At 44.6% G+C, this 20,332-nt stretch carries 19 protein-coding genes; 15 read left to right on the forward strand and 4 right to left on the reverse strand.

The features are described 5' to 3' along the window. The first annotated feature begins 66 nt into the window (after window positions 1-66). The 8 genes from kdsA (at window position 67) to NTX44_13700 (ending at window position 7,361) form a co-directional block, all read left to right on the forward strand. Window positions 67-903, forward strand: a complete 837-nt coding sequence (gene kdsA / locus NTX44_13665) for a 3-deoxy-8-phosphooctulonate synthase (GenBank protein ID MCX6122652.1) — start codon at window positions 67-69, stop codon at window positions 901-903. A gap of 40 nt (window positions 904-943) precedes the next feature. After that, a complete protein-coding gene (locus NTX44_13670; protein MCX6122653.1) occupies window positions 944-1,414 on the forward strand; it encodes an HAD-IIIA family hydrolase in 471 nt (156 codons plus the stop codon). Between the two features lie 12 nt (window positions 1,415-1,426). Continuing rightward, on the forward strand, window positions 1,427-2,413 hold the full coding sequence (locus NTX44_13675) for a KpsF/GutQ family sugar-phosphate isomerase (protein ID MCX6122654.1): 987 nt from the start codon (window positions 1,427-1,429) through the stop codon (window positions 2,411-2,413). Next, on the forward strand, window positions 2,410-2,946 hold the full coding sequence (gene lptC / locus NTX44_13680) for an LPS export ABC transporter periplasmic protein LptC (GenBank protein ID MCX6122655.1): 537 nt from the start codon (window positions 2,410-2,412) through the stop codon (window positions 2,944-2,946). The genes NTX44_13675 and lptC overlap by 4 nt, the downstream gene beginning before the upstream one ends. A 5-nt stretch (window positions 2,947-2,951) precedes the next feature. Further along, a complete protein-coding gene (locus NTX44_13685) occupies window positions 2,952-4,226 on the forward strand; it encodes a hypothetical protein (protein MCX6122656.1) in 1,275 nt (424 codons plus the stop codon). 202 nt (window positions 4,227-4,428) lie between these two features. Next, window positions 4,429-5,160: an LPS export ABC transporter ATP-binding protein gene (gene lptB, locus NTX44_13690; protein MCX6122657.1), complete on the forward strand. Its 732-nt coding sequence runs from the start codon at window positions 4,429-4,431 to the stop codon at window positions 5,158-5,160. Window positions 5,161-5,226: 66 nt separating this feature from the next. After that, complete coding sequence (aroF, locus tag NTX44_13695; protein MCX6122658.1) at window positions 5,227-6,243, forward strand: 3-deoxy-7-phosphoheptulonate synthase; 1,017 nt, start codon at window positions 5,227-5,229, stop codon at window positions 6,241-6,243. After that, window positions 6,240-7,361 carry a prephenate dehydrogenase gene (locus NTX44_13700; GenBank protein MCX6122659.1) on the forward strand — a complete coding sequence of 374 codons (1,122 nt, stop codon included), beginning with the start codon at window positions 6,240-6,242 and terminating at the stop codon, window positions 7,359-7,361. The genes aroF and NTX44_13700 overlap by 4 nt, the downstream gene beginning before the upstream one ends. 176 nt (window positions 7,362-7,537) lie before the next feature. On the opposite strand, the gene NTX44_13705 is transcribed toward NTX44_13700, so the two are convergent. Together NTX44_13705 and NTX44_13710 are read right to left on the reverse strand one after the other, a co-directional pair. Continuing rightward, complete coding sequence (locus NTX44_13705; protein MCX6122660.1) at window positions 7,538-7,756, reverse strand: SemiSWEET transporter; 219 nt, start codon at window positions 7,754-7,756, stop codon at window positions 7,538-7,540. Window positions 7,757-7,902: 146 nt separating this feature from the next. After that, complete coding sequence (locus NTX44_13710) at window positions 7,903-8,253, reverse strand: zinc ribbon domain-containing protein (protein ID MCX6122661.1); 351 nt, start codon at window positions 8,251-8,253, stop codon at window positions 7,903-7,905. Window positions 8,254-8,415: 162 nt separating this feature from the next. Here NTX44_13710 and NTX44_13715 point away from each other — a divergent pair, with 162 nt between their 5' ends. Continuing rightward, the gene (locus NTX44_13715) at window positions 8,416-8,904 is read left to right on the forward strand and encodes a ferritin (protein ID MCX6122662.1); all 489 of its coding nucleotides are present in this window, start codon (window positions 8,416-8,418) and stop codon (window positions 8,902-8,904) included. A 237-nt stretch (window positions 8,905-9,141) separates the two neighbouring features. Here NTX44_13715 and pckA read toward each other — a convergent pair whose 3' ends face one another. Both pckA and NTX44_13725 read right to left on the reverse strand, forming a co-directional pair. Further along, a complete protein-coding gene (gene pckA / locus NTX44_13720) occupies window positions 9,142-10,782 on the reverse strand; it encodes a phosphoenolpyruvate carboxykinase (ATP) (protein ID MCX6122663.1) in 1,641 nt (546 codons plus the stop codon). After that, window positions 10,779-11,996, reverse strand: coding sequence for an aminotransferase class I/II-fold pyridoxal phosphate-dependent enzyme (locus NTX44_13725; GenBank protein ID MCX6122664.1), 1,218 nt, complete (start codon window positions 11,994-11,996; stop codon window positions 10,779-10,781). The genes pckA and NTX44_13725 overlap by 4 nt, the downstream gene beginning before the upstream one ends. 337 nt (window positions 11,997-12,333) lie before the next feature. Between NTX44_13725 and NTX44_13730 the strand changes: the two genes are divergently transcribed. From NTX44_13730 to NTX44_13755, 6 genes are all read left to right on the forward strand, one after another. Beyond that, window positions 12,334-13,308: a sugar phosphate nucleotidyltransferase gene (locus NTX44_13730; protein ID MCX6122665.1), complete on the forward strand. Its 975-nt coding sequence runs from the start codon at window positions 12,334-12,336 to the stop codon at window positions 13,306-13,308. 87 nt (window positions 13,309-13,395) lie between these two features. Then, window positions 13,396-14,541 carry a methionine adenosyltransferase gene (gene metK / locus NTX44_13735; GenBank protein ID MCX6122666.1) on the forward strand — a complete coding sequence of 382 codons (1,146 nt, stop codon included), beginning with the start codon at window positions 13,396-13,398 and terminating at the stop codon, window positions 14,539-14,541. 74 nt (window positions 14,542-14,615) lie between these two features. Continuing rightward, window positions 14,616-15,893: an adenosylhomocysteinase gene (locus NTX44_13740; protein MCX6122667.1), complete on the forward strand. Its 1,278-nt coding sequence runs from the start codon at window positions 14,616-14,618 to the stop codon at window positions 15,891-15,893. A gap of 153 nt (window positions 15,894-16,046) precedes the next feature. Next, window positions 16,047-16,262, forward strand: a complete 216-nt coding sequence (locus NTX44_13745) for a hypothetical protein (GenBank protein MCX6122668.1) — start codon at window positions 16,047-16,049, stop codon at window positions 16,260-16,262. 244 nt (window positions 16,263-16,506) lie between these two features. Further along, the gene (locus tag NTX44_13750; protein MCX6122669.1) at window positions 16,507-16,944 is read left to right on the forward strand and encodes an OsmC family protein; all 438 of its coding nucleotides are present in this window, start codon (window positions 16,507-16,509) and stop codon (window positions 16,942-16,944) included. 837 nt (window positions 16,945-17,781) lie between these two features. After that, window positions 17,782-20,307, forward strand: a complete 2,526-nt coding sequence (locus tag NTX44_13755; GenBank protein ID MCX6122670.1) for a PQQ-binding-like beta-propeller repeat protein — start codon at window positions 17,782-17,784, stop codon at window positions 20,305-20,307. Window positions 20,308-20,332 lie beyond the last annotated feature (25 nt).

Genomic DNA, 20,332 nt, shown 5'->3' on the forward strand with positions numbered 1-20,332 from the left:
AGTATTGGGTTCTTTGATTGTTCAGCCATTTTTTCGTATGTTTTTTAACAAACGAGTTTGAGTGCTATGAATATCCCTGAGACGAAAGCAATAGCGATCGGTGCGATTCACATCGGCGGCAATCATCCATTGGTCATGATCGCCGGACCGTGTGTCGTCGAAAACCGCGAGATGATTCTTCAAACGGCAAAAATTATTCGATCCATTGCAGATCGCTATCAGATACCGTTTATATTCAAGTCTTCTTACAGAAAAGCAAACCGTACGAGCGGCAATTCCTTTGCATCGATTGGCGATGAGAAAGCGCTGCAAATTCTTGCGGAAGTAAAACGCGAGTTTGGTGTGCCAATCCTCACCGACATTCATTCCCCTGCCGAAGCAACGAGAGCGGCCGAGGTTGCAGATGTTTTACAGATTCCTGCTTTCCTCTGCCGGCAAACGGAATTACTTGAAGCTGCTGGAGGAACAGGGAGGGTTGTGAATATCAAGAAAGGGCAATTTGTTGCGCCGGAGGATATGCACTTAGCCGCAGAAAAAGTTGCCGCCACCGGCAACAATAAAATTCTGCTTACGGAACGTGGAACAACGTTCGGCTATCATAATCTTGTTGTGGATATACGATCGTTGCCGATCATGCGAAAATCCGGATACCCCGTCGTGTTAGATGTGACGCACTCTGTGCAGTTACCGGGAGGCGCAATGAATCAGAGCGGCGGTCAACCCGAATTCATTTTCCCCATCGCCCGCGCCGGCGTTGCCGCTGGTTGCGATGCGCTCTTCATCGAGACACATCCGAATCCGGCAGAAGCGTACAGCGACGCTGCCAGCCAGTTGAAATTAGATATGCTTGAAGAATTGGTGAAGCAGGTAAAAGCGATTGATGAAGTTGTGAAAAGATATTGAATCGATAGCAATGCCGCGAAAACGAACCTTAAGATACTTTTTGCAAAACATTAAACTCCTTCTCCTTGACGTGGATGGCGTGATGACAGACGGTGGAATTTATTACTCCAATTCCGGAGATGAGTTCAAAAAATTTAATATTCAAGATGGATATGGAATAAGGAAACTGCATCAGGCAGGAATAAAGGTCGGCATCATCACAGGGCGAACGTCAAAGATTGTCGAGAAACGCGCACACGATTTAGAAATTACAGAAGTCTATCAGAATCTCGATAATAAACTAGAGGCATACGAATCGATCAAAAAGAAATTTGATCTTACCGATGCAAGCATCGCTTATATCGGTGATGACGAGTTTGATCTTGCCGTATTGAAGCGCGCGGGATTTTCTGCTGCGCCGGCAGATGCAATGCCTGTTGTGAAGAAGCACGTGCAGTATGTCTGCACGCACGGTGGCGGTCATGGTGCAGTGCGCGAAGTCATCGAATTGATTTTAAAGAATCAGAGGTAACGAGAGAACCCTATGAACGCACATGCCGCAATAGAAAAGGGAAAAGAAATTGTTCGCGTAGAGGCTGAAGCAGTTGCAGCACTCGAATCGCGCATCAATGGAAACTTTGCCTCAGCGGTAGACCTCATATTCAACGCCAAGGGACGCGTCGTCTTGACAGGGATAGGAAAATCCGGAATCATCGCTCGGAAAATTGCCGCGACGATGAGCTCGACCGGTACACCATCTGCCTTTATGCACCCATCCGATGCTCTGCATGGCGATTTGGGAATGGTGACACCGAACGACGTAGTGATCTTCATTTCTAAAAGCGGCGATACGGCAGATCTGTGGCAGCTTCTCCAGAGCTTTCATCAACTTGGTGTGAAGATTATTGCGATCACAGGCAATGTCACCTCACCGCTCAGCAAACAATGCGACATCGTTCTCGACGCGAGCGTCAAAGAGGAAGCGTGCCCGTATGATCTCGCACCAACTTCTTCTACCACAGCCGCATTAGTCATGGGCGATGCGCTTGCAATTACGCTTCTGCAAAAGCGTAATTTCACGCAAGAAGATTTTGCAATGCTCCATCCGGGCGGCAATCTTGGTAAACGACTGCTCTTAAAAGTTGAAATGATGATGATTACCGGTGCAAATGTACCGGTCGTTAAAGAAAGCGTTTCCCTTTCCGATGCTATTATTGAAATCAGTTCCAAACGATTGGGTGCCACGTGTGTGGTTGATAACGCAGGCGTTCTCTGCGGTATCCTCACCGACGGCGATCTTCGACGTCTGCTTCAGAGAACCACGAACATCACAAATCTTACTGCCCGCCAAGTGATGACGCAGAATCCTAAAACAATCCACCAGAATATTCTTGCCGTTCAGGCGCTCAAAGTAATGGAGACGTTCAAGATCACACAGCTGGTTGTCGTGGACGACGGTCAGCATCCTATTGGCGTATTGCATCTTCATGATTTAGTTGAAGCAGGATTAGGTGGAGAGTCCGGAGCATGAAATCATTCTGTATCTGGATGTACTGTGCTGTCGCAGTTTCATTTTTGGGTTGTGAAGAAAAAACTCTGCCTTCCGTTATTTCAACAGTTGATAGCCGAACACTCCCGCAACAAGAAAGCTGGAACAGCACTATCGTTGTATCAGATTCGGGCCGCATCAGCGCCATCATCGATGCCGGATATATTCGAGTATCTGATGTGAGCCGGCAAACACAAATGAGCCAAGGCGTGAAAGTGCGCTTCTTCAATCGCGAAGGTAAACAAACCTCCGTTCTTACGAGTGACGAAGGAAGCGTGGACGAGACAACCAACAACCTAGAAGCACGCAAGAATGTAGTTGTTGTGTCCAGCGACTCATCACGTATGACAACCGAACAATTATTTTGGGATAATCAGCGCCAGCTCATTTATACGCCGGAATATGTACAAATCAAAACGGCGAAAGAAAAAATGCAGGGACACGGATTTGAATCGGACCAAAGTTTGAAACATTACCGTGTCTTCCGTGTCACCGGGCAAACGCAGGCGGAATAATTTTTATGCGGCTCCATCTTTTATATTCTGCCATCACCATTGTTTGCCTGGCATATCCTGTGCCGGCTCAGCAGAGTAAAATCATCGAGCTTCGTTCTGCTGACACGCTAAAAGGAAGGACAATCAAAGGTGAAGATGTCCGCGAATTAATTGGCAGGGTTCATTTTGACCAAATTGCATCGGAAGGCGGATTAGTGAATGTCTGGTGTGACAGGGCGCTTCGTTTTATGAAACAAAATATAATTGAATTGTACGGAAATGTGAAAGTCATCCGAGACAGCGTTACCATCCGCTCGAAAGAAGGCGTGTACTATGCCGAACGCAGGATGATGGAAGGAAAAAACGGTGTGCAACTGAACCGCGGCAAGACATCTTTAACGGCACGGAACGGAGAATATTTTGTGGATGAGAAGCGTTCCCATTTTATCGGTGACGTCGTACTAGTGGACACTTCCACAATAATCACATGCAGTGAGATGAATTATTTTGAGGCAGAGACCCGGTCCGTCGCTACTGGTACTGTGCATGTTTTCGAGAATACAAACGGTGTCAATATCTATGGCGATTCATTAATTCACATCGAGCAGAAAAAATTCACGCTCGTATTGAAGCAGCCTCGTCTCATGAAGATAGACACATCCGCCGGCGGCATCATCGACACAATGGTTGTCGTGAGCCGCGAGATGCAATCCGTTCAAGACACTGCAGAACGCTTTATTGCAATTGATAGTGTACGCTTAGTGAAAGGAGACATGTCTGCACGATGCGGCAAAGCAACATACTTCGTGAAAAACGACTTCATCGCACTTCAAACACATCCTATCATTTGGAGCGGCGAGAATCAAATCACCGGCGACTCCATTCGTGTCAGGATGGAAGACAAACGAATCAAAAGCATGTGGGTTAAAAACCGGGCGATGGCAATCTCCCGCGTGGATACAGCACTGCCCAACCGTTTCAATCAATTAACAGGCAGGGAGTTGACAATGTACTTCCGGGCAAATAAATTGGAACAGGTAGATGTGCAGAAGAATGCAACGAGTCTCTATTATTTATTTGACAACAAAGAACCGAACGGCGCCAACAAATCAAGCGGCGACCGTATCTTCATCGATTTTGTTACAGGAGCTGTGGATCGTATAAAAATTGTAGGCGGCGTGCAGGGACAATATTTTCCCGAGAAAATGCTTGGTAAGCACGAACAGGATTACAATCTTGACGGCTTTCGGTGGTATGAAAATCGTCCAATTCGACAAGGCGTACACATTATAAGCGAATAACATGGCAAAACAGATTCATAAACCTATTTCACGAACAAAGCGATCCGCCGCATCGGTAAAAAGAAAAATCGTTGTGCGCCGCAAATCACAGACAACGAAGCTCCGGGCAGCAAAACTCATTGAAAAGCGGGTGCGCCGAGTCTCAGTCATTGAAGTTCCACAATCGATAACACCTATCGTGACTGCACCAACAATTCCTCAAATCATTCTTCGCTCAGACGGATTGGTGAAACGGTACAAAAAACGCACGGTGGTGGATGAAGTCAGCATACAAGTGAAGCAAGGAGAAATTGTCGGATTACTTGGGCCAAACGGTGCAGGTAAGACAACAACATTCTATATGATAGTCGGAATGGTTCGGCCGAACGCCGGCAGAGTGTTTATGGATGATACCGAGATTACCAAGATGCCGATGTATAAACGGGCGCGTAATGGCATTAGTTATTTACCACAAGAGGCATCCGTATTTCGACGATTATCAGTTCGGGATAATCTTATGGCGATTCTGCAAACCACATCGCTTACGCGCGAAGCGCAGGAAGAGAAGTGTCATCGGTTGATGGAAGAATTCGGACTTACGCTTATCGAGGCAAGCAAAGGTTATATGCTCTCCGGCGGTGAACGTCGTAGAACAGAAATTGCCCGCGCATTGGCACTTGACCCAAAATTTATTTTATTGGATGAACCTTTTGCCGGCATCGATCCCATTGCCGTGGAAGATATAATGCAGATCGTCATCAAATTGAAAAATAAGAATATCGGCGTACTCATAACAGATCATAACGTGCATGAAACACTTTCCATAACGGACCGTTCATATTTATTGTTTGAAGGAAAAATTTTGAAATCCGGCACGGCGGAATATCTTGCCAACGATCCTGAAGCAAAGAAATTGTATCTTGGAGAGAACTTTAAATTAGATAGATACGAATAGCAGCGACAAACGGCTCATGACAATTTGACTAATCAACCAATCACCAATTAACGAAGCAGTAAAACTATGATTGTCGTTTTAGAAACAGGTACCACTGAAAAACAAATTGAAGAAATCATCCGCATTCTGCACGATCACGGATTCGATGTCCATCGTTCTACGGGCGTACAACATACAGTCTTAGGCGCCATTGGCGTTCACCCGGAGTTCGACCACAGGCAGATCGAACTGCTGGAGGGCGTTGCGGAAGTCGTACGCGTTACCGAACCGTTTAAACTTGCCAGCCATGCATTCAAACGCGAAGGATCCGTATTCGATATTGGCGGCGTGAAAATCGGCGGGCCGGAAGTTATTGTCATGGCAGGACCATGTGCGGTTGAGACCGAGGAACAGGTTTTCACAATTGCAAAATATGTTAAGGATGCCGGTGCAAAAATATTGCGCGGCGGCGCGTTTAAACCACGTACATCACCTTATTCCTTCCAGGGACTTGGTGAAGATGGATTAAAACTCATGCGCGCAGCGGCAAATGAATACAACCTGAAAGTTATTACGGAAGTGATGGACAAGAGCCAGATTGACCTCGTGGAAAAGTACGCGGACATTTTACAGATTGGCGCACGAAACATGCAAAATTACATGTTTTTGAAAGATCTCGGCAAAGCATCAAAACCGGTCATGCTCAAACGCGGTCCTGCTGCAACTATTGAAGAATGGCTGATGTCCGCAGAATATATTCTTGCTGGGGGCAATGAAAAGGTTATTCTCTGCGAACGAGGCATCCGCACATTCGAGACTGCTACGCGCAATACGATGGACATAAGTTCTATTCCGGTCGTAAAAAAGAAAAGCCATCTGCCCATTATCGCCGATCCATCGCATGGTGTTGGCATTCGTGACAAAGTGATTCCAATGGCACGCGCTGCTGTTGCCGCCGGTGCGGACGGCATTATGGTAGAAGTACATCATAATCCTGCTCATGCACTATCGGATGGACCGCAATCGCTCTATCCGGATCAGTTTATACAAATGATGAAAGAAATCCGTTTGATTGCTCAAGCCATAAACCGCAACATCGCATGAACGCAACATCGGCAGAACAACAGCCGCTTTCATTTAAGCGCGTCACCATCATAGGTGTCGGACTCATTGGCGGATCACTCGCACTTGCAATAAAGCACCGCTTCCCTTCTGTTCATATTATTGGCGTCGATAAACCGAAAATTCTCAAACGTGCGTTACAACGGAATGTCATTGACATTGCCGAACATTCGGTGGAGCGGGCTGTATGCTCTGCTGACCTCGTGATTATCGCCGCTCCAGTTTTCGCAATTACAAAACTTCTGCCTCTCGTTGCTAAGAACACAGCACCTCACACGATCGTGACTGATACCGGAAGTGTAAAACGGGCAATAGTTGAAAAAGCCCAAAAACTTTTTCCCAACGGCAACTTTGTCGGTGGACACCCAATGGCAGGTTCAGAGTTCTCCGGCATCGATGCGGCGCATCCTTTATTATTTCAGAACGCAATTTATATCCTCACCCCAACGCGTACGACGAACAAAAAATCGCTTCGAATTATTGCAAAATTTTTCACTTCACTTGATGCACGCATCTTCACCATTGATCCTGCGACGCACGACAGCATTATCGCTGCCGTTAGTCATCTTCCGCAGCTTGCCGCGGTCGCGCTGATGAACACCGTCGGTAAACGACATCCGGACTCACCGGCTCATCTCTCACTTGCTGCCGGCGGTTTCCGTGATATGACGCGTATCGCATCAAGTAGATTTCTCATGTGGAAGGATATTCTCTCCGGCAACCAAAAAGAAATCGGTAAGGCACTTCGGCTTTTCATCAATCAATTAGAAAAGATGGCGGCAGATGTGAAATCCAATCCTTCGCGCCTCTCGACGGAATTTAAAACATCACGCAACCTGCGACTACACATTCCTCAATCGATGAAAGGATTTATGTCGCCGCTTGTTGACTTGTCTATCTTCGTTGAAGACAAACCCGGCGAGCTTGCACGCTTGACTTCATCCTTGGCAAAACGGAAAATTAATATAAAAGATATGGAACTGCTCAAAGTACGGGAAGGACGCGGCGGGACATTCCGTCTCTCGTTTGAAAATCACAATGTCTCTCACGAAGCTGCGCGTATACTTCAACGAGCTGGTTTTGATGTCAGCGGGAAGTAACAATAAACAAAGTATTCCCACGCTTCTATCTCCTGGTTTGTATTGGTACTATAGAGTTGTCAGATCACTTTGAAGGTTTAAAAATACCTCGGGCGAGGCAGTCCTCGATGGAACAATATTTTCCCGGGAGAACATTGAATTCTATCCATCGACCTCAACTTCAATCTCTCTTGGATCTATCTATGTTTGATTTTCATCATGAGAATATAAAAGGCAAGAACAAATGTGACACTATTGGCCAGCAACACCGGGAAAGATTTTATCATGGCACCATAAATAATCCAGAGAACAGTGCCACCGCAAAAAAGGAGAAATATTCCTAAAGAGAGATCTTCCGTCTTTTTTGTCTTGAAAACCTTGTATGCTTGTGGAATAAAAGAACTAGTCGTGCCGATTGCTGCAAGAATACCTTATACTTTAACATAGATCATTTTGTTTTCTCCAATCATAAAATCGCCTACCTTGGTATAACTACACTTACATATTACCTGCAGTCATACAATTTTACTGAGAATATTCAGGTTGATAGTTGTAGCTTCGGTTATTTTTTTTTGTCTGTCGAAGAAGATGAATCGGGAGAAGATTTTGACTCGGGTTTAGATGTTGACTCCGGTTTTGATGTTGAGTCAGACTTGGACTCGGATGTGGATTCAGGCTTGGAGTCAGGTTTCGATTCCGATTTCGTGCTAGAACTCGAGGATGTATTGGACTTCTTATAATCCGTCAAATAAAACCCGCTTCCTTTAAATATAAGACCGACGCCGCTCGATATCAATCGTTTGAGGGTCGGTTTAGCGCATTTCGGGCACATTATCAACGGATCTGATGACATAGTTTGAAATTCTTCAAATTCGTGACCACAAGATTTACAACGATACTCGTATGTTGGCATTCTTTCCTTCTACTATTGGCTTTATAGTTTTAACCTGATAAAATATACTTCTGATTTACCAAGATTACAATGAGATTTTCCAAATGAGATGAACGGGACTTGGAACCAAAAACATTTCATGATCGTTCATAGGATATCACAACCAATTAAATAGGAGACTATATGATCAGCAAATCTTTACAAGACGCTCTTAATGAGCAAATTAACTTCGAACTATTTTCTGCATATCTGTACCTTTCCATGTCGGCACATTTCGAATCACAGAATCTCTCCGGCTTCGCGAATTGGATGCGTGTGCAATACCAAGAGGAAACCGGGCATGCGATGAAATTTTATAAGTATGTGTTTGACCGCAACGGCGTCGTCACGCTGAAAGCTCTTGCACAGCCAGCGACAAAATTTAAAACACCTGTAGAGGTTTTTAAACAAGTTCTTGAGCATGAACAAAAAGTCACATCGCTCATCAACAAGCTGTACGAATTAGCGGTGAAGGAAAAAGATTACGCTGCGCAGAGTTTTCTACAATGGTTCATCAATGAACAAGTGGAAGAAGAAAAGAACGCAGCCGACATTATTAATATGTTAGAGATGATCGGCGATTCGTCTGTAAGCTTGATAATGGCTGACCGCCAACTTGGCGCAAGGAAATGATGATCGACTAAAAAATTGTACCATCTGTCTTTATTGTAGCATTGGCAGACACTGGATTTCTTTCCAATAAAAAAGCCGCTTTGTCGAATGACGGAGCGGCTTTTTGGTTACCTTCGGAATGTATTAAAAAGGGAAATACGTTTCACGTATTACATTCTCAGGCTTCCAGCTCTTCGGAAGATTCTCTCAGATAAACTCAGTGGCCTTCCGAAGGCTGCCTTGTTTGTCATGGTCGCTTTAAATCTTCGGTCCCGCCTTGATCACTTCCGGTGGACAGTTCACTTCAAACTTCTTGAAGTTTTCTATGAACCGCGTTGCAAGACTCTTATACTTATCTTCATGCGCTTTTTTGCTCGGCCAGGAGTCCGCGGGGTTTAAGATGCCTTCCGGAACATCCGGGCACGAGAGCGGCACATCAAAACCAAACACAAAATCCTTGCGGTACTTCACATTCAACAGTGAGCCATCGAGCGCCGCATTGAGCATTGAACGCGTGTACTTGATGCTGATTCGCTTGCCAATACCAAACGGTCCGCCTATCCAGCCGGTATTCAACAGCCAGCAATGAACGCCATACTTCAATATTTTTCTCTTCAACAGATCGGCATAAAACGACGGCTGATGTACCATGAACGGCGCGCCGAAGCACGTGCTGAATGTCATCTCCGGCTCTTTGCCGAGCCCAACTTCTGTCCCTGCAATTTTAGATGTATAGCCGGAAATAAATTGATACATCGCTTGCTCGGGTGATAATTTTGCAATCGGCGGCAATACACCGGAAGCATCGCAGGTTAAGAAAACAATATTCTTCGGATGACCTGCCATCTTTTCCGGAATTGCATTATCAATATAATCCAGTGGATACGATGCACGGGTGTTCTCGGTAATCGACTCATCATCGAGATCGATATAGCGTGTGACCGGATCGTATACAACATTTTCTAAAATCGTACCGAACCGCCGCGTCGTCGCATAAATTTGAGGTTCTGCCGACGGTGAGAGACGAATGACTTTCGCGTAACAGCCGCCTTCAATATTGAAAACTCCTTCATCGCTCCATCCGTGTTCGTCATCGCCGATGAGACCGCGTTTCGGATCAGCCGAAAGTGTTGTCTTGCCCGTGCCGGAGAGTCCGAAGAAAATTGCCGAATCGTTATTTGTTCCGACATTCGCAGAAGAGTGCATCGTCATAACACCTTGAAGCGGCAGCAAGTAGTTGAGAATCGTGAAAACCGATTTTTTAATTTCACCTGCATACGCGGTATTGCCGATGATGCAAAGCTTTTGTTCAAAGTTCAGCACAATCATAGTTTCAGTCGGAGTGCCGTCTATTGTTGATATGCCTTTGAACGAAGGAAGCGCCAACACAGTAAATTCCGGCACGTGACGCTTATACTCTTCCGCTGTCTGCGGCAGGATGAACATATTGCGGGCAAACATCGAATGCCAGGCTAACTCTGTTACAATACGGATCGGCATCTTATAATTTGGATCAGCGCCAGCATAACAATCCTGCACGAATACATCGCGTCCTTGCAAAAATCCCTGCATGCGATTTACAAGACCGTTGAACTTGTCCGTGCTAAAGGGCCGGTTATACTCACCCCACCAAACATTTTCTTCCGTGCTCGCTTCCTTAACGACAAACTTATCGTTTGCCGATCGAGCTGTATGTTTGCCTGTATTCGCGACGATAGGACCAAGATGGGATATCTTCGCTTCCTGGCGAAACACGATCTCTTCATAGAGTGCTTCCGTGGTTAAATTCCAATACACCTTCCGGAGATTGCTAAGACCAAGATTGTCCAATCCATAATCGCCTTTGAGTGCTGACGCTTCGTTTTCAGCGGGAGTTTTGATATTCAAGATATTGTTCATAGCCAATCTCGCACAAGTTTACGTTCGCCAATATAAATTTCATTAGGTGAACTTGGATCCAGCGCCCATTTAATACGCTCGATACCAGTTTTCACATCTTTCACTGTCGTGGAATAACTTATCCGTAAGTGACCTTCCATACCGAATTCTCTTCCCGGTACCGTTACCACAAGCGCTTTTTTCAACAGGAAGTCCGAGAGCGCTACAGAATCGTTGCTGTAAGCACGAAAATCAGGTAAACAGTAATAGGTACCATCCGGTGGAATAAGCTTGATGCCGGTGAATGAATTCAATTCTTGAATCATCACGTTGCGGTTATTTTCGAGTGTCAGGCGCAAACTCTCCACTGCGCTCTGCAGTCCATTCAATGCGCCTTCGGCACCGGCTTGGAGCAAGATGGATGTGCAGGAAGAAATTTGTCCCTGAACATTTGCCATCACTTCAACGATCTCTTTGCTGGCAACAACCCAACCGACACGAAAGCCTGTCATCCCGTACAACTTTGAAATACCATTGATGGTAATAACTTTTGTGGATTCGATATCTTTCTTTGTGTATTTGTATGCGACAGGCGATTTTTTTCCCTCGAAAACAAGTTTCTGGTAGATGTCATCCATTACTAAATAGATTCCCTTATTCTCACAGAACTCTACCAACTCAGCAATAAGTGATTCCGGATAGATAACACCAGAAGGATTATTCGGACTATTCACGATAATCATCTTTGTGTATGAACTGACAGCTTCTTTAATATCATTCATTGCCGGTACGAAACGTCCGTCATCCGGTTTCACAATGACCGGTACACCGTACACCATGCGAATCATCTCCGGATAGCTCACCCAATACGGCGCTAAGACAATTACTTCATCTTGCGGATTGATAAGCGTGTAGAGCAGAGCGAAGAGCGCTTGCTTTGCTCCTTGAGAGATAATGACATTATCTGGACTGACCATTCTGTCATAATTCTCTTCTGTGTATCGGACCACAGCTTTCTTCAATGAACCAATGCCGTCCGTTGGCGTATATTTGATATCACCTGTATTGAGCTTTGCGGCAGCACTCAGAATTGCGCTGATGGGCGCTTTATTCTTCGGTTCACCCGCTCCGAGATGAATAACCGCTTCACCTTTCTCACGAAGCTTTGCCGCTGCTTCATTTAATTTGAGCGTGGGCGATTCAGTAATAGATCCTGCAAGTTTACTGATACTCATAAGATAAGTATCCTCCTGTTAGATATTGCCGAGTGACCAAAGATAACCACTATTTGTAAAACAGCAAAGCGTAACACTTTACTTTACTATAATAATTGTAAGGAAGTTTTATAAAACTGTCAATAGACAGCTTAATTTATTTTAATAAAATCTTGTTTGCATGGATTTGTACTGCGCCTCCTTTTCAATTCTGTATTCCTGGTGTAAGAGAAACTGGGCATTACTTTTCTCACATGGCGTTCACGGTGGTGCAATTGACTGAAGTATGGCGTTTGTTTGTGAGAGAATTCTTCTGTATTTTTAAATGAATTTTTTCAACGAAAGACGAAATCAGATTATGAGAGCGATCATTCCCGTTGCAGGTGTTGGCAGCCGACTGCGTCCGCACACGTACTCCGTGCCGAAAGTACTGCTCAATGTTGCCGGGAAACCGATCATCGGGCACATTCTTGATAAAATTATCGAAGCTGGCTTTGATGAAGCCACGATTATTGTCGGGTATCTCGGTGAAATGATCAAAGAATATGTTTTGAAAAACTACAAAATTAAATTTGATTTTGTGGAACAAGAAGAACGCCTCGGTTTAGGACATGCCATCTACCTCTCTCGGCACACGTTTTCCAGCAATCCGATTCTGATCATCCTTGGCGACACGATTTTCGATGTTGACCTTACATTGATGATTGCGAACCAACAGACACAAATCGGTGTTAAAAGTGTTGATGATCCGAGAAGGTTTGGAGTAGCTGAAACGACGGATGGACACATTGTACATTTGGTGGAAAAACCTGAGGATCCAAAAAGCAATCTCGCTATCGTTGGTCTCTATTATATTACACGGCCCCAACTCTTGGTGGAATGTTTAAAAGAAATGATCAAAAGCAACACACGCACGAAGAACGAGTTTCAATTGACCGATGCACTTCAAATGATGATCGCGCGCGGCGAACAGATGAAGACCTTCCTCGTGGAGGGATGGTTTGATTGCGGCAAACCGGAAACTCTGCTTTCCACAAACCAGCATCTTCTCGGATTTCAGCCGGTACCATCGCCTATCACAGGTGTCGTGATTCGACCACCGGTATTTATATCAGAGAACGCAAAAGTGAGTAATGCAATTATTGGGCCGAATGCTACGATCGCAGATAATGCGATCATAGAAAATTCCATCATTCGCAATTCTATAATCGGCGAGGGGGCGACAGTCGTGAACTCTCTTCTCGAAGAATCTTTAATCGGTATCAATGCTATTGTACGTGGTAATTACAAACGAATTAACATCGGCGATTCATCTGAGTTAGAGTTTTATTGATTCCCCTGCCGTTCACGGCGATCCTGAATTGACTTATCGATTCGCATAAAAAAATATACTAAACAATCAAATATGTACGGAGAAAGAATGAGAAACCTATTTACATCGGAATCTGTGTCAGAAGGACATCCTGATAAAGTCTGCGATCAGATTTCAGATGCAGTGCTTGATGCACTGCTTGAACAAGACAAGACATCGCGGGTTGCATGCGAAACATTTGTAACGACCGGCATGGTTCTCGTCGGCGGCGAGATCACCACGAAAGGTTATATCGAAGTTCAGGAAATTGTGCGCAACGTTATCCGCGACATTGGCTACACGAAAGCAGGCGTTGGATTCGATGCGGATTCGTGTTCAGTCCTCTCTTCCATTCATTCCCAATCTCCTGATATTGCGCAAGGTGTTGATACAGGCGGTGCAGGTGACCAAGGGATGATGTTCGGATATGCATCATCAGAAACTCCAGAACTGATGCCGGCACCGATTATGTACGCGCATAAACTTGTACTTCGTTTGGCGAATGTGCGAAAGAAACAGCCGACAATGATGCCGTATCTTCGTCCTGACGCAAAATCTCAAGTGACCGTTGAATATGATAATAACGGAAAACCGATCCGTGTTGATACTATTGTCGTCTCTACACAGCACGATCCGGAAGTCACGCAGAAGAAAATCAAAGAAGATGTTATTGAATTGATCGTCCGTAACGTTATTCCATCGGGAATGCTTGATAATAAAACGCGCTATTTTGTTAACCCTACAGGCAGATTTGAAGTCGGCGGACCGCATGGTGACAGCGGCTTGACCGGGCGAAAAATTGTGGTCGATACATACGGTGGACGCGCTCCACATGGCGGCGGTGCATTCTCCGGCAAAGATCCAACGAAAGTTGACCGCAGTGCGGCGTATGCAGCACGGCATATTGCTAAGAATATTGTCGCAGCAAAACTTGCCACTGAATGTCAAATTCAGGTTGCCTATGCTATTGGCGTCTCGGAACCAGTATCTATCCAGATCAACACGTTCGGTACTGGCATAATTCCCGATGCGCAGCTCTCGGATTTCGTGATGAAAGAAATCGATCTGACGCCGCGCGGTATCATTAAACGGCTCAACCTGCGCCGGCCTATTTATCGTCAAACAGCAGCATACGGTCACTTCGGCCGTACTGAAAAGGATTTCACTTGGGAAAATTTGGATTTAGTGAAAACCTTGCAGAAAGCAGCAAGGTAGAATTGCTGAGCGATATTGAACAGATGAACCAATTAACTAATTAATGAATGAACAATTGAACTTCTTGAAAAACTATGAACGAGAAAAAAAATAAGTATAAAGTGAGAGATCTTTCGCTGGCGAAAGCCGGCAAACTCCGCATCGAGTGGGCGGAATCCCGCATGCCAGTACTGATGGCTCTGATGGAAAAATACAGCAAGACAAAACCATTCAAGGGCTACAAAATTGCCGGATGCCTGCATGTGACAAAAGAAACAGCTGTGCTCGTGAAAACATTTGCTGCAGCTGGAGCTCAAGTCAGTTGGAGCGGATGTAATCCCCTTTCCACACAGGACGATGTAGCCGCAGCGCTCGCTGCCGAGGGTATCAGCATCTTTGCCTGGCACGGAATGAACGTGAAAGAATTTTACTGGTGCATTGAAGAGACGCTCAAATTCAAACCGCAGCTCACTCTCGATGATGGCGCAGATCTCATTTTCACCGTACACAACAAACATCAGGAATTAATTCCAATCGTCATCGGCGGAACAGAAGAAACAACCACAGGTGTGCATCGCCTCCGTTCGATGGCAAATGACGGTGCGCTTCAATATCCGGTGATCGCTGTGAACGATGCCGAAACAAAATGGGACTTTGACAATGTGTACGGGACAGGCCAATCGACGCTTGACGGTATTCTCCGCGCAACAAGTGTCTTGTTGGCAGGAAAGAATTTCGTTGTCGCCGGTTTCGGTCACTGCGGGAAAGGCGTCGCTTTGCGTGCCAAGGGACTTGGCGCAAATGTTATCGTTACAGAAGTGAAACCAACCGCCGCATTGAAAGCCACATTGGAAGGTTTTCGTGTCATGAAAATGGACGATGCCGCAAAAGTTGGCGACATTTTTGTAACCGCCACCGGCGTGAAAGATATTATCATTGAGCGGCATTTCAAATCGATGAAAGATGGTGCGATCATTTGCAATACGGGACATTATGATTGCGAGATTAACATTCCGGATCTAGAAAAAGTCTCGAAGAGTAAGCGCGAAGTCCGGAAGGACAACGAGGAGTACACATTGAAGAATGGCAAGCGTGTTTTTTTGCTTGCAAAAGGACGTCTCGTCAACCTTGCCGCAGCAGAAGGACATCCGTCGGAAGTAATGGATATGTCGTTCGCGAATCAATTTATGTCTCAACTCCGGCTCGTGGAAAGTCATAGGAAGGGCAAGCGGCTAGAAAACAAAGTATATGATATTCCTGCAGCACAAGATCAGGAAATTGCCGGTGTGAAACTAGCAACAATGGGTTATAAGATTGATAAGCTCACAAAAGAACAAGTGAAATACAACGACGATTATTCAGCTGGGACGTAACACCAACTTTATCCTTCCGAATGCATCAGCATACACGCGATAACATTCGGAAGGTTTTATTTTGACTTAAAGAAAAAGATAACTACGTTATACAAAATACCTGCGCGGAATCTGCGCGGATACTATTATTTTGTATCTTAGAGGAGACCAGTTGTGGAAAAAAATTCTGCCTCATATAAATTTGAGAAACGAAAGAAAGAAATCGCACGCCAGAAAAAGCAGGAAGAAAAGCGGAAGCGTCAGTTAGAAAAGAAACAAGGAAAACTGGAAGAGGCGCCATTGATTTCTCCTGACGGAACACCAATCACTCCTATAGAAGAAATTGACGCAGAAATACATCTCGATGACAGTGTAGACCCAATTGAGTGAACAACCGCCACTTTCTAACCATTGACTTCATACATCAACTTTGTCACGCGGCCTTGTAGATTATTTTAATTCGGATGACAAGCAGCGGCCGAGACAATCGTTCGGTTCACAGACACGCATTTTTCAATCCTTATGTTCATCTGAATCCTTTTTCTTTGATCTGCATCTTATAAGAGAAGGATTCACGGAAGCATCATTTTTTTACATGCACAATTGACCACTCACTGTTTAAAAAGGTCACCCTATGATCAAAGAAATCTTCCTCAAACAACTGAAAGGCAACACGTTTGCCGCTAAAGCCGGGTCCAATCATTGGGTGATAATGGATACGAAAGCCGAAGTCGGCGGCAGCGATAGTGCCTCAACACCAAAAGAACTTCTGCTGATGGCTCTTGCCGGATGTACGTCGATGGACGTCATTCCCATCCTCAAAAAGAAAAAGTCACCAGTGATTGGTTACGAGTGCAATGTCAAGGGGATCGAGCGGGACGAACATCCAAAAATTTTTACAGAGATTCACATTGAATATGTTTTCTACGGCGACGGTATCAAACCGGAGGATGTGGAACGGGCAATTGATCTTTCGGTAACGAAGTACTGCTCTGTCTCGGCAATTCTTTCGGCAAGCGCTAAACTGACACATTCATATCGCATCGAACCAACAATGAAACATTTTGCATGATCATGCTTTCTGTTGATTCTCTTCTTCTAAAGTGTCACGGAAATAATGCGTCGATCTGAATGCAACAGCATCCTGAATCAATTTACAATTTCAGACATATACTTAGAGACACATCGATAGCATGCGCCTCATCGATTTTTGCGTCGATACTCCCGGAATTTCTCAGCGCGCGCGCTGTTCCAAAGATCCTGCAAAGTTGATTCCCTTATTTTGCCGAACATATAGTCAGGAGTATCGACACAGAAGTTTGCGTCTCCGTTGGGCTGGATATCGATCAACTGTTCTGCATTCGAGCAAGGGAATGATTTCACCGGTATTATTGCATCTTGAAACCAGTTTCTGTATTCATCTTCCGTAAGAGCCAGGTAGGGATAACTGTAAATGTCTCCAAGGTTTGCTCTATATTTTTGAAATTGATTCTGGAATTCCAAAACATCACACCCGAATTATCATGATGAAATCCCTGCCAGGAAAAAGCTGTGCAACCAAGTTCTTCCTGCAATTCCTTTTTATAAAGAGTACCGAGATTATCTGTAATATAATTATATGGGACAATGACAAGCGTCTTTATTGATACATGACGCGTTACATTCGGCCTTTCACCTGCAGAAAAGACATCTCTCCCTGTTGCTCTCTGTCGTTATTAAGCGACACTCGTTTTTATTCTTTCTGTCGTTATCTGCGAACATGATAATTTGAATTCATAATAATTTAGCTTGTTTATAGGGTTCTTTCCTTTTAATTAGCGGCATAGCAATTGATTATATTGCCGGCGGTTATCACTCTGCTCTCCCAGGGCAGGATTTTTCTTTCTCCTTCACATATTTGGAGGTCTTCATGAAAACACGTCTTTTGTGGCTTCTTCTTTGCGGGCTCGTCCCCTCTTTCTTTGTACCTGCACAGGTGCCGAAATGGAAACTTGATTTTGGCGAGCAAATTAAGGATTACAGCTTTTTGCAGGATGGCAAATTTCTTTTCCTCTCAAACTATGAATATTCGTGGCTCTACGATGCAGCGACCGGTGCAAAAGTCTATGAGCTGCAAGTAAAAAAATGGGAAAAGAAAGGCGTACATCAGCTCATCGGTGAAAAGTTTCTCATCGGCACGAGTAAAGGACTTCAGTGCTATGATGCACTTACTGCCAAATTACTATGGGAACAAGAATATCCCAAGGTTGACCAGGATGAATTCAGCGATCTTGATTGGCTCGGTAATGTGCTTGTCGTACGATATGACAAAATTCACATCGGCATCGATCTTACCACCGGTAAGGAATTATGGAGATCTAAAATCGCATATAATGGAGATGTCAGTAAAAAAGGTGGGTGGAACTATAAAAAACTTGAAAAACAAAATCTTTTACTCGTATTCATGGATGATGATAAACTGGGTCTGTTCCAATTTGCCGATGGCAAGCAAGTTTTTGACGCCGAAAAATATGAGATCAATGGCAAATTGATTGAAAAATCGCGCAAGTACTTTTATACTTCACCGGACGAACGGTATCTTGTATTTCTTCTTGACGATCAGATAGCCGTTGTCGATGCAGTGGATAGAAAGGAATTGAAACGCGTTCCGATGAAATACGATACCGACTTTGGAACCATCATTGAAACTCCTCATGGCTGTATCGTGCTCGGAAAAGAAAAGATTGTATTTGTGAACGATAAAACCGGTGACCTCACAGAAGTTAAAGCCGATGTGGGTGATTTCCGTACCTATGATATTAGAACAATAGGTACAAAAGATATTTTCTTTGCCGGTCTCTCGGATGCAATGTTTGCAATTGACCTTATTGATGGAAAAGTTCTGTGGCAAACAGCAGAAAAAGATAAAAATTTTGAAGGATATGCACATCGTTACCTTAAGTTAGACGGTGACAATTTAATTCTCGCATATACGAGAGGAAGTGGCTATTCCGACGACGGAACAAATGTCCATGTCATGAGTGTCAACGCGCTGACAGGTAAAGTAAATTATAGGACACCTGCGATTTTCAACTCGAAGCTTTACACGCCCAACTGGCAACGATCGGCCGCTAAGTTTATGAAGAAAACAGTAGAGACCTTGTTTACGAATGCACAGACAGGACCGTTAGATATGTTCGGCTATGAGAACATTGGCTACGATTATACGACAGACGAATTCGAAGGGAATCTCGTGTTTGGATTAGTGTCTACCTACTTGTTGCGCAATCCCGACACAAAAGACGAACCCGGTGACGGTGTTGTCATCGTCGATCCAAAGACAGGACAAATTCTGTTTAAGGATTATGTGCGTGTATCGGATTATACATCTTCTCCTTCTCAGGCACCGGCGATGAAACCAATGATTGTCGAAAATAAGATGTTCCTCGTCGGAGATGAAAGCATTGCTGCATACGATTTGACATCGAAAAAGAGAATGTGGTTCAGCGAGAAACTGCTGAAAGGCATTCCACGCGAAGCGATGCTTATCGATCAAACGTTGTTTATTAAGTTCGGCGAACGGAAATTTAATGTTGGCCTTGAACCACCGAAGGGATTGTTTGGTGGACAGGCAAGCATGAAAATCGATAGCCGCTACGATATCGATCCATATGGATTTGCTGCGTACGACCTCGCAAGTGGTAAGCAACTCTGGCGTGTTGAAACAAAAGTGGATCCCTCTTTCTTAACACCCAATTTTTCTCTTAAGAATAATTACGATGAGGCGACCAAACGATTATACTTTGCAGACGAGGAAAATATTTACGCACTCCAATGCCGGCCTGATGGTGGCAAGTACGACTACACTCTCAAGCTCGGAAAAATTGGCGTAGGAGAAATGCCATTCAAAAAAATCTACGCGATACAGGAATGGCCAATTGGTAAAAAGACAACCACGTCGAGTTCTTACAGTATAGGATCAACAACCTATACAACAACGACGAAACGCACCGAAATCGGTGGCGCTGATTACAACAAATTCATTTCTGAGAAAGAAGAAGCCGACGCCTCCTGTCATTACCCAAGCTGGGGAGGTGGAATCATATGGGGTGCGACAGCAAAAAAGACTCTACGAGTCGTATTTGCCGGCACGCACTTGTTTGCGATCGGAGAAGAATCTATTGCATTGCTCGATGCGTCCGATGGTAAAGTTGTATGGAAACTCCCTTGGGATTACGATCCTTCAAATCTGCAATTCGTTCCGAAAATCCTGGGCAATAAGCTCGTTTATTGTCTCGATCGCCAATTAACGTGTGTAGATATAAGTAATGGCGAAACACTCTGGCAGCAGAAGGAAGCAAAACGACCGCTCTTCTTCAGCGCTCCCAGCGAGAAGTATCTCTACACGATCGATGAAGAGGTAATCAAGGGCTATGAATTAGAGAAACAAAAATAAAGTTGTTAATAACTACAGTGCGGTC

This window comes from Ignavibacteriales bacterium (genome assembly GCA_026390575.1).
Classification (GTDB): Bacteria; Bacteroidota; Ignavibacteria; order UBA10030; family UBA10030; genus Fen-1298.

Coding starts and splice junctions, on each gene's coding strand:
- kdsA (MCX6122652.1), top strand. CDS start 67: ATGAATATCCCTGAGACGAAAGCAATAGCGATCGGTGCGATTCACATC.
- NTX44_13675 (MCX6122654.1), top strand. CDS start 1,427: ATGAACGCACATGCCGCAATAGAAAAGGGAAAAGAAATTGTTCGCGTA.
- lptC (MCX6122655.1), top strand. CDS start 2,410: ATGAAATCATTCTGTATCTGGATGTACTGTGCTGTCGCAGTTTCATTT.
- NTX44_13685 (MCX6122656.1), top strand. CDS start 2,952: ATGCGGCTCCATCTTTTATATTCTGCCATCACCATTGTTTGCCTGGCA.
- aroF (MCX6122658.1), top strand. CDS start 5,227: ATGATTGTCGTTTTAGAAACAGGTACCACTGAAAAACAAATTGAAGAA.
- NTX44_13700 (MCX6122659.1), top strand. CDS start 6,240: ATGAACGCAACATCGGCAGAACAACAGCCGCTTTCATTTAAGCGCGTC.
- NTX44_13710 (MCX6122661.1), bottom strand. CDS start 8,253: ATGCCAACATACGAGTATCGTTGTAAATCTTGTGGTCACGAATTTGAA.
- NTX44_13715 (MCX6122662.1), top strand. CDS start 8,416: ATGATCAGCAAATCTTTACAAGACGCTCTTAATGAGCAAATTAACTTC.
- pckA (MCX6122663.1), bottom strand. CDS start 10,782: ATGAACAATATCTTGAATATCAAAACTCCCGCTGAAAACGAAGCGTCA.
- NTX44_13725 (MCX6122664.1), bottom strand. CDS start 11,996: ATGAGTATCAGTAAACTTGCAGGATCTATTACTGAATCGCCCACGCTC.
- NTX44_13730 (MCX6122665.1), top strand. CDS start 12,334: ATGAGAGCGATCATTCCCGTTGCAGGTGTTGGCAGCCGACTGCGTCCG.
- metK (MCX6122666.1), top strand. CDS start 13,396: ATGAGAAACCTATTTACATCGGAATCTGTGTCAGAAGGACATCCTGAT.
- NTX44_13740 (MCX6122667.1), top strand. CDS start 14,616: ATGAACGAGAAAAAAAATAAGTATAAAGTGAGAGATCTTTCGCTGGCG.
- NTX44_13750 (MCX6122669.1), top strand. CDS start 16,507: ATGATCAAAGAAATCTTCCTCAAACAACTGAAAGGCAACACGTTTGCC.
- NTX44_13755 (MCX6122670.1), top strand. CDS start 17,782: ATGAAAACACGTCTTTTGTGGCTTCTTCTTTGCGGGCTCGTCCCCTCT.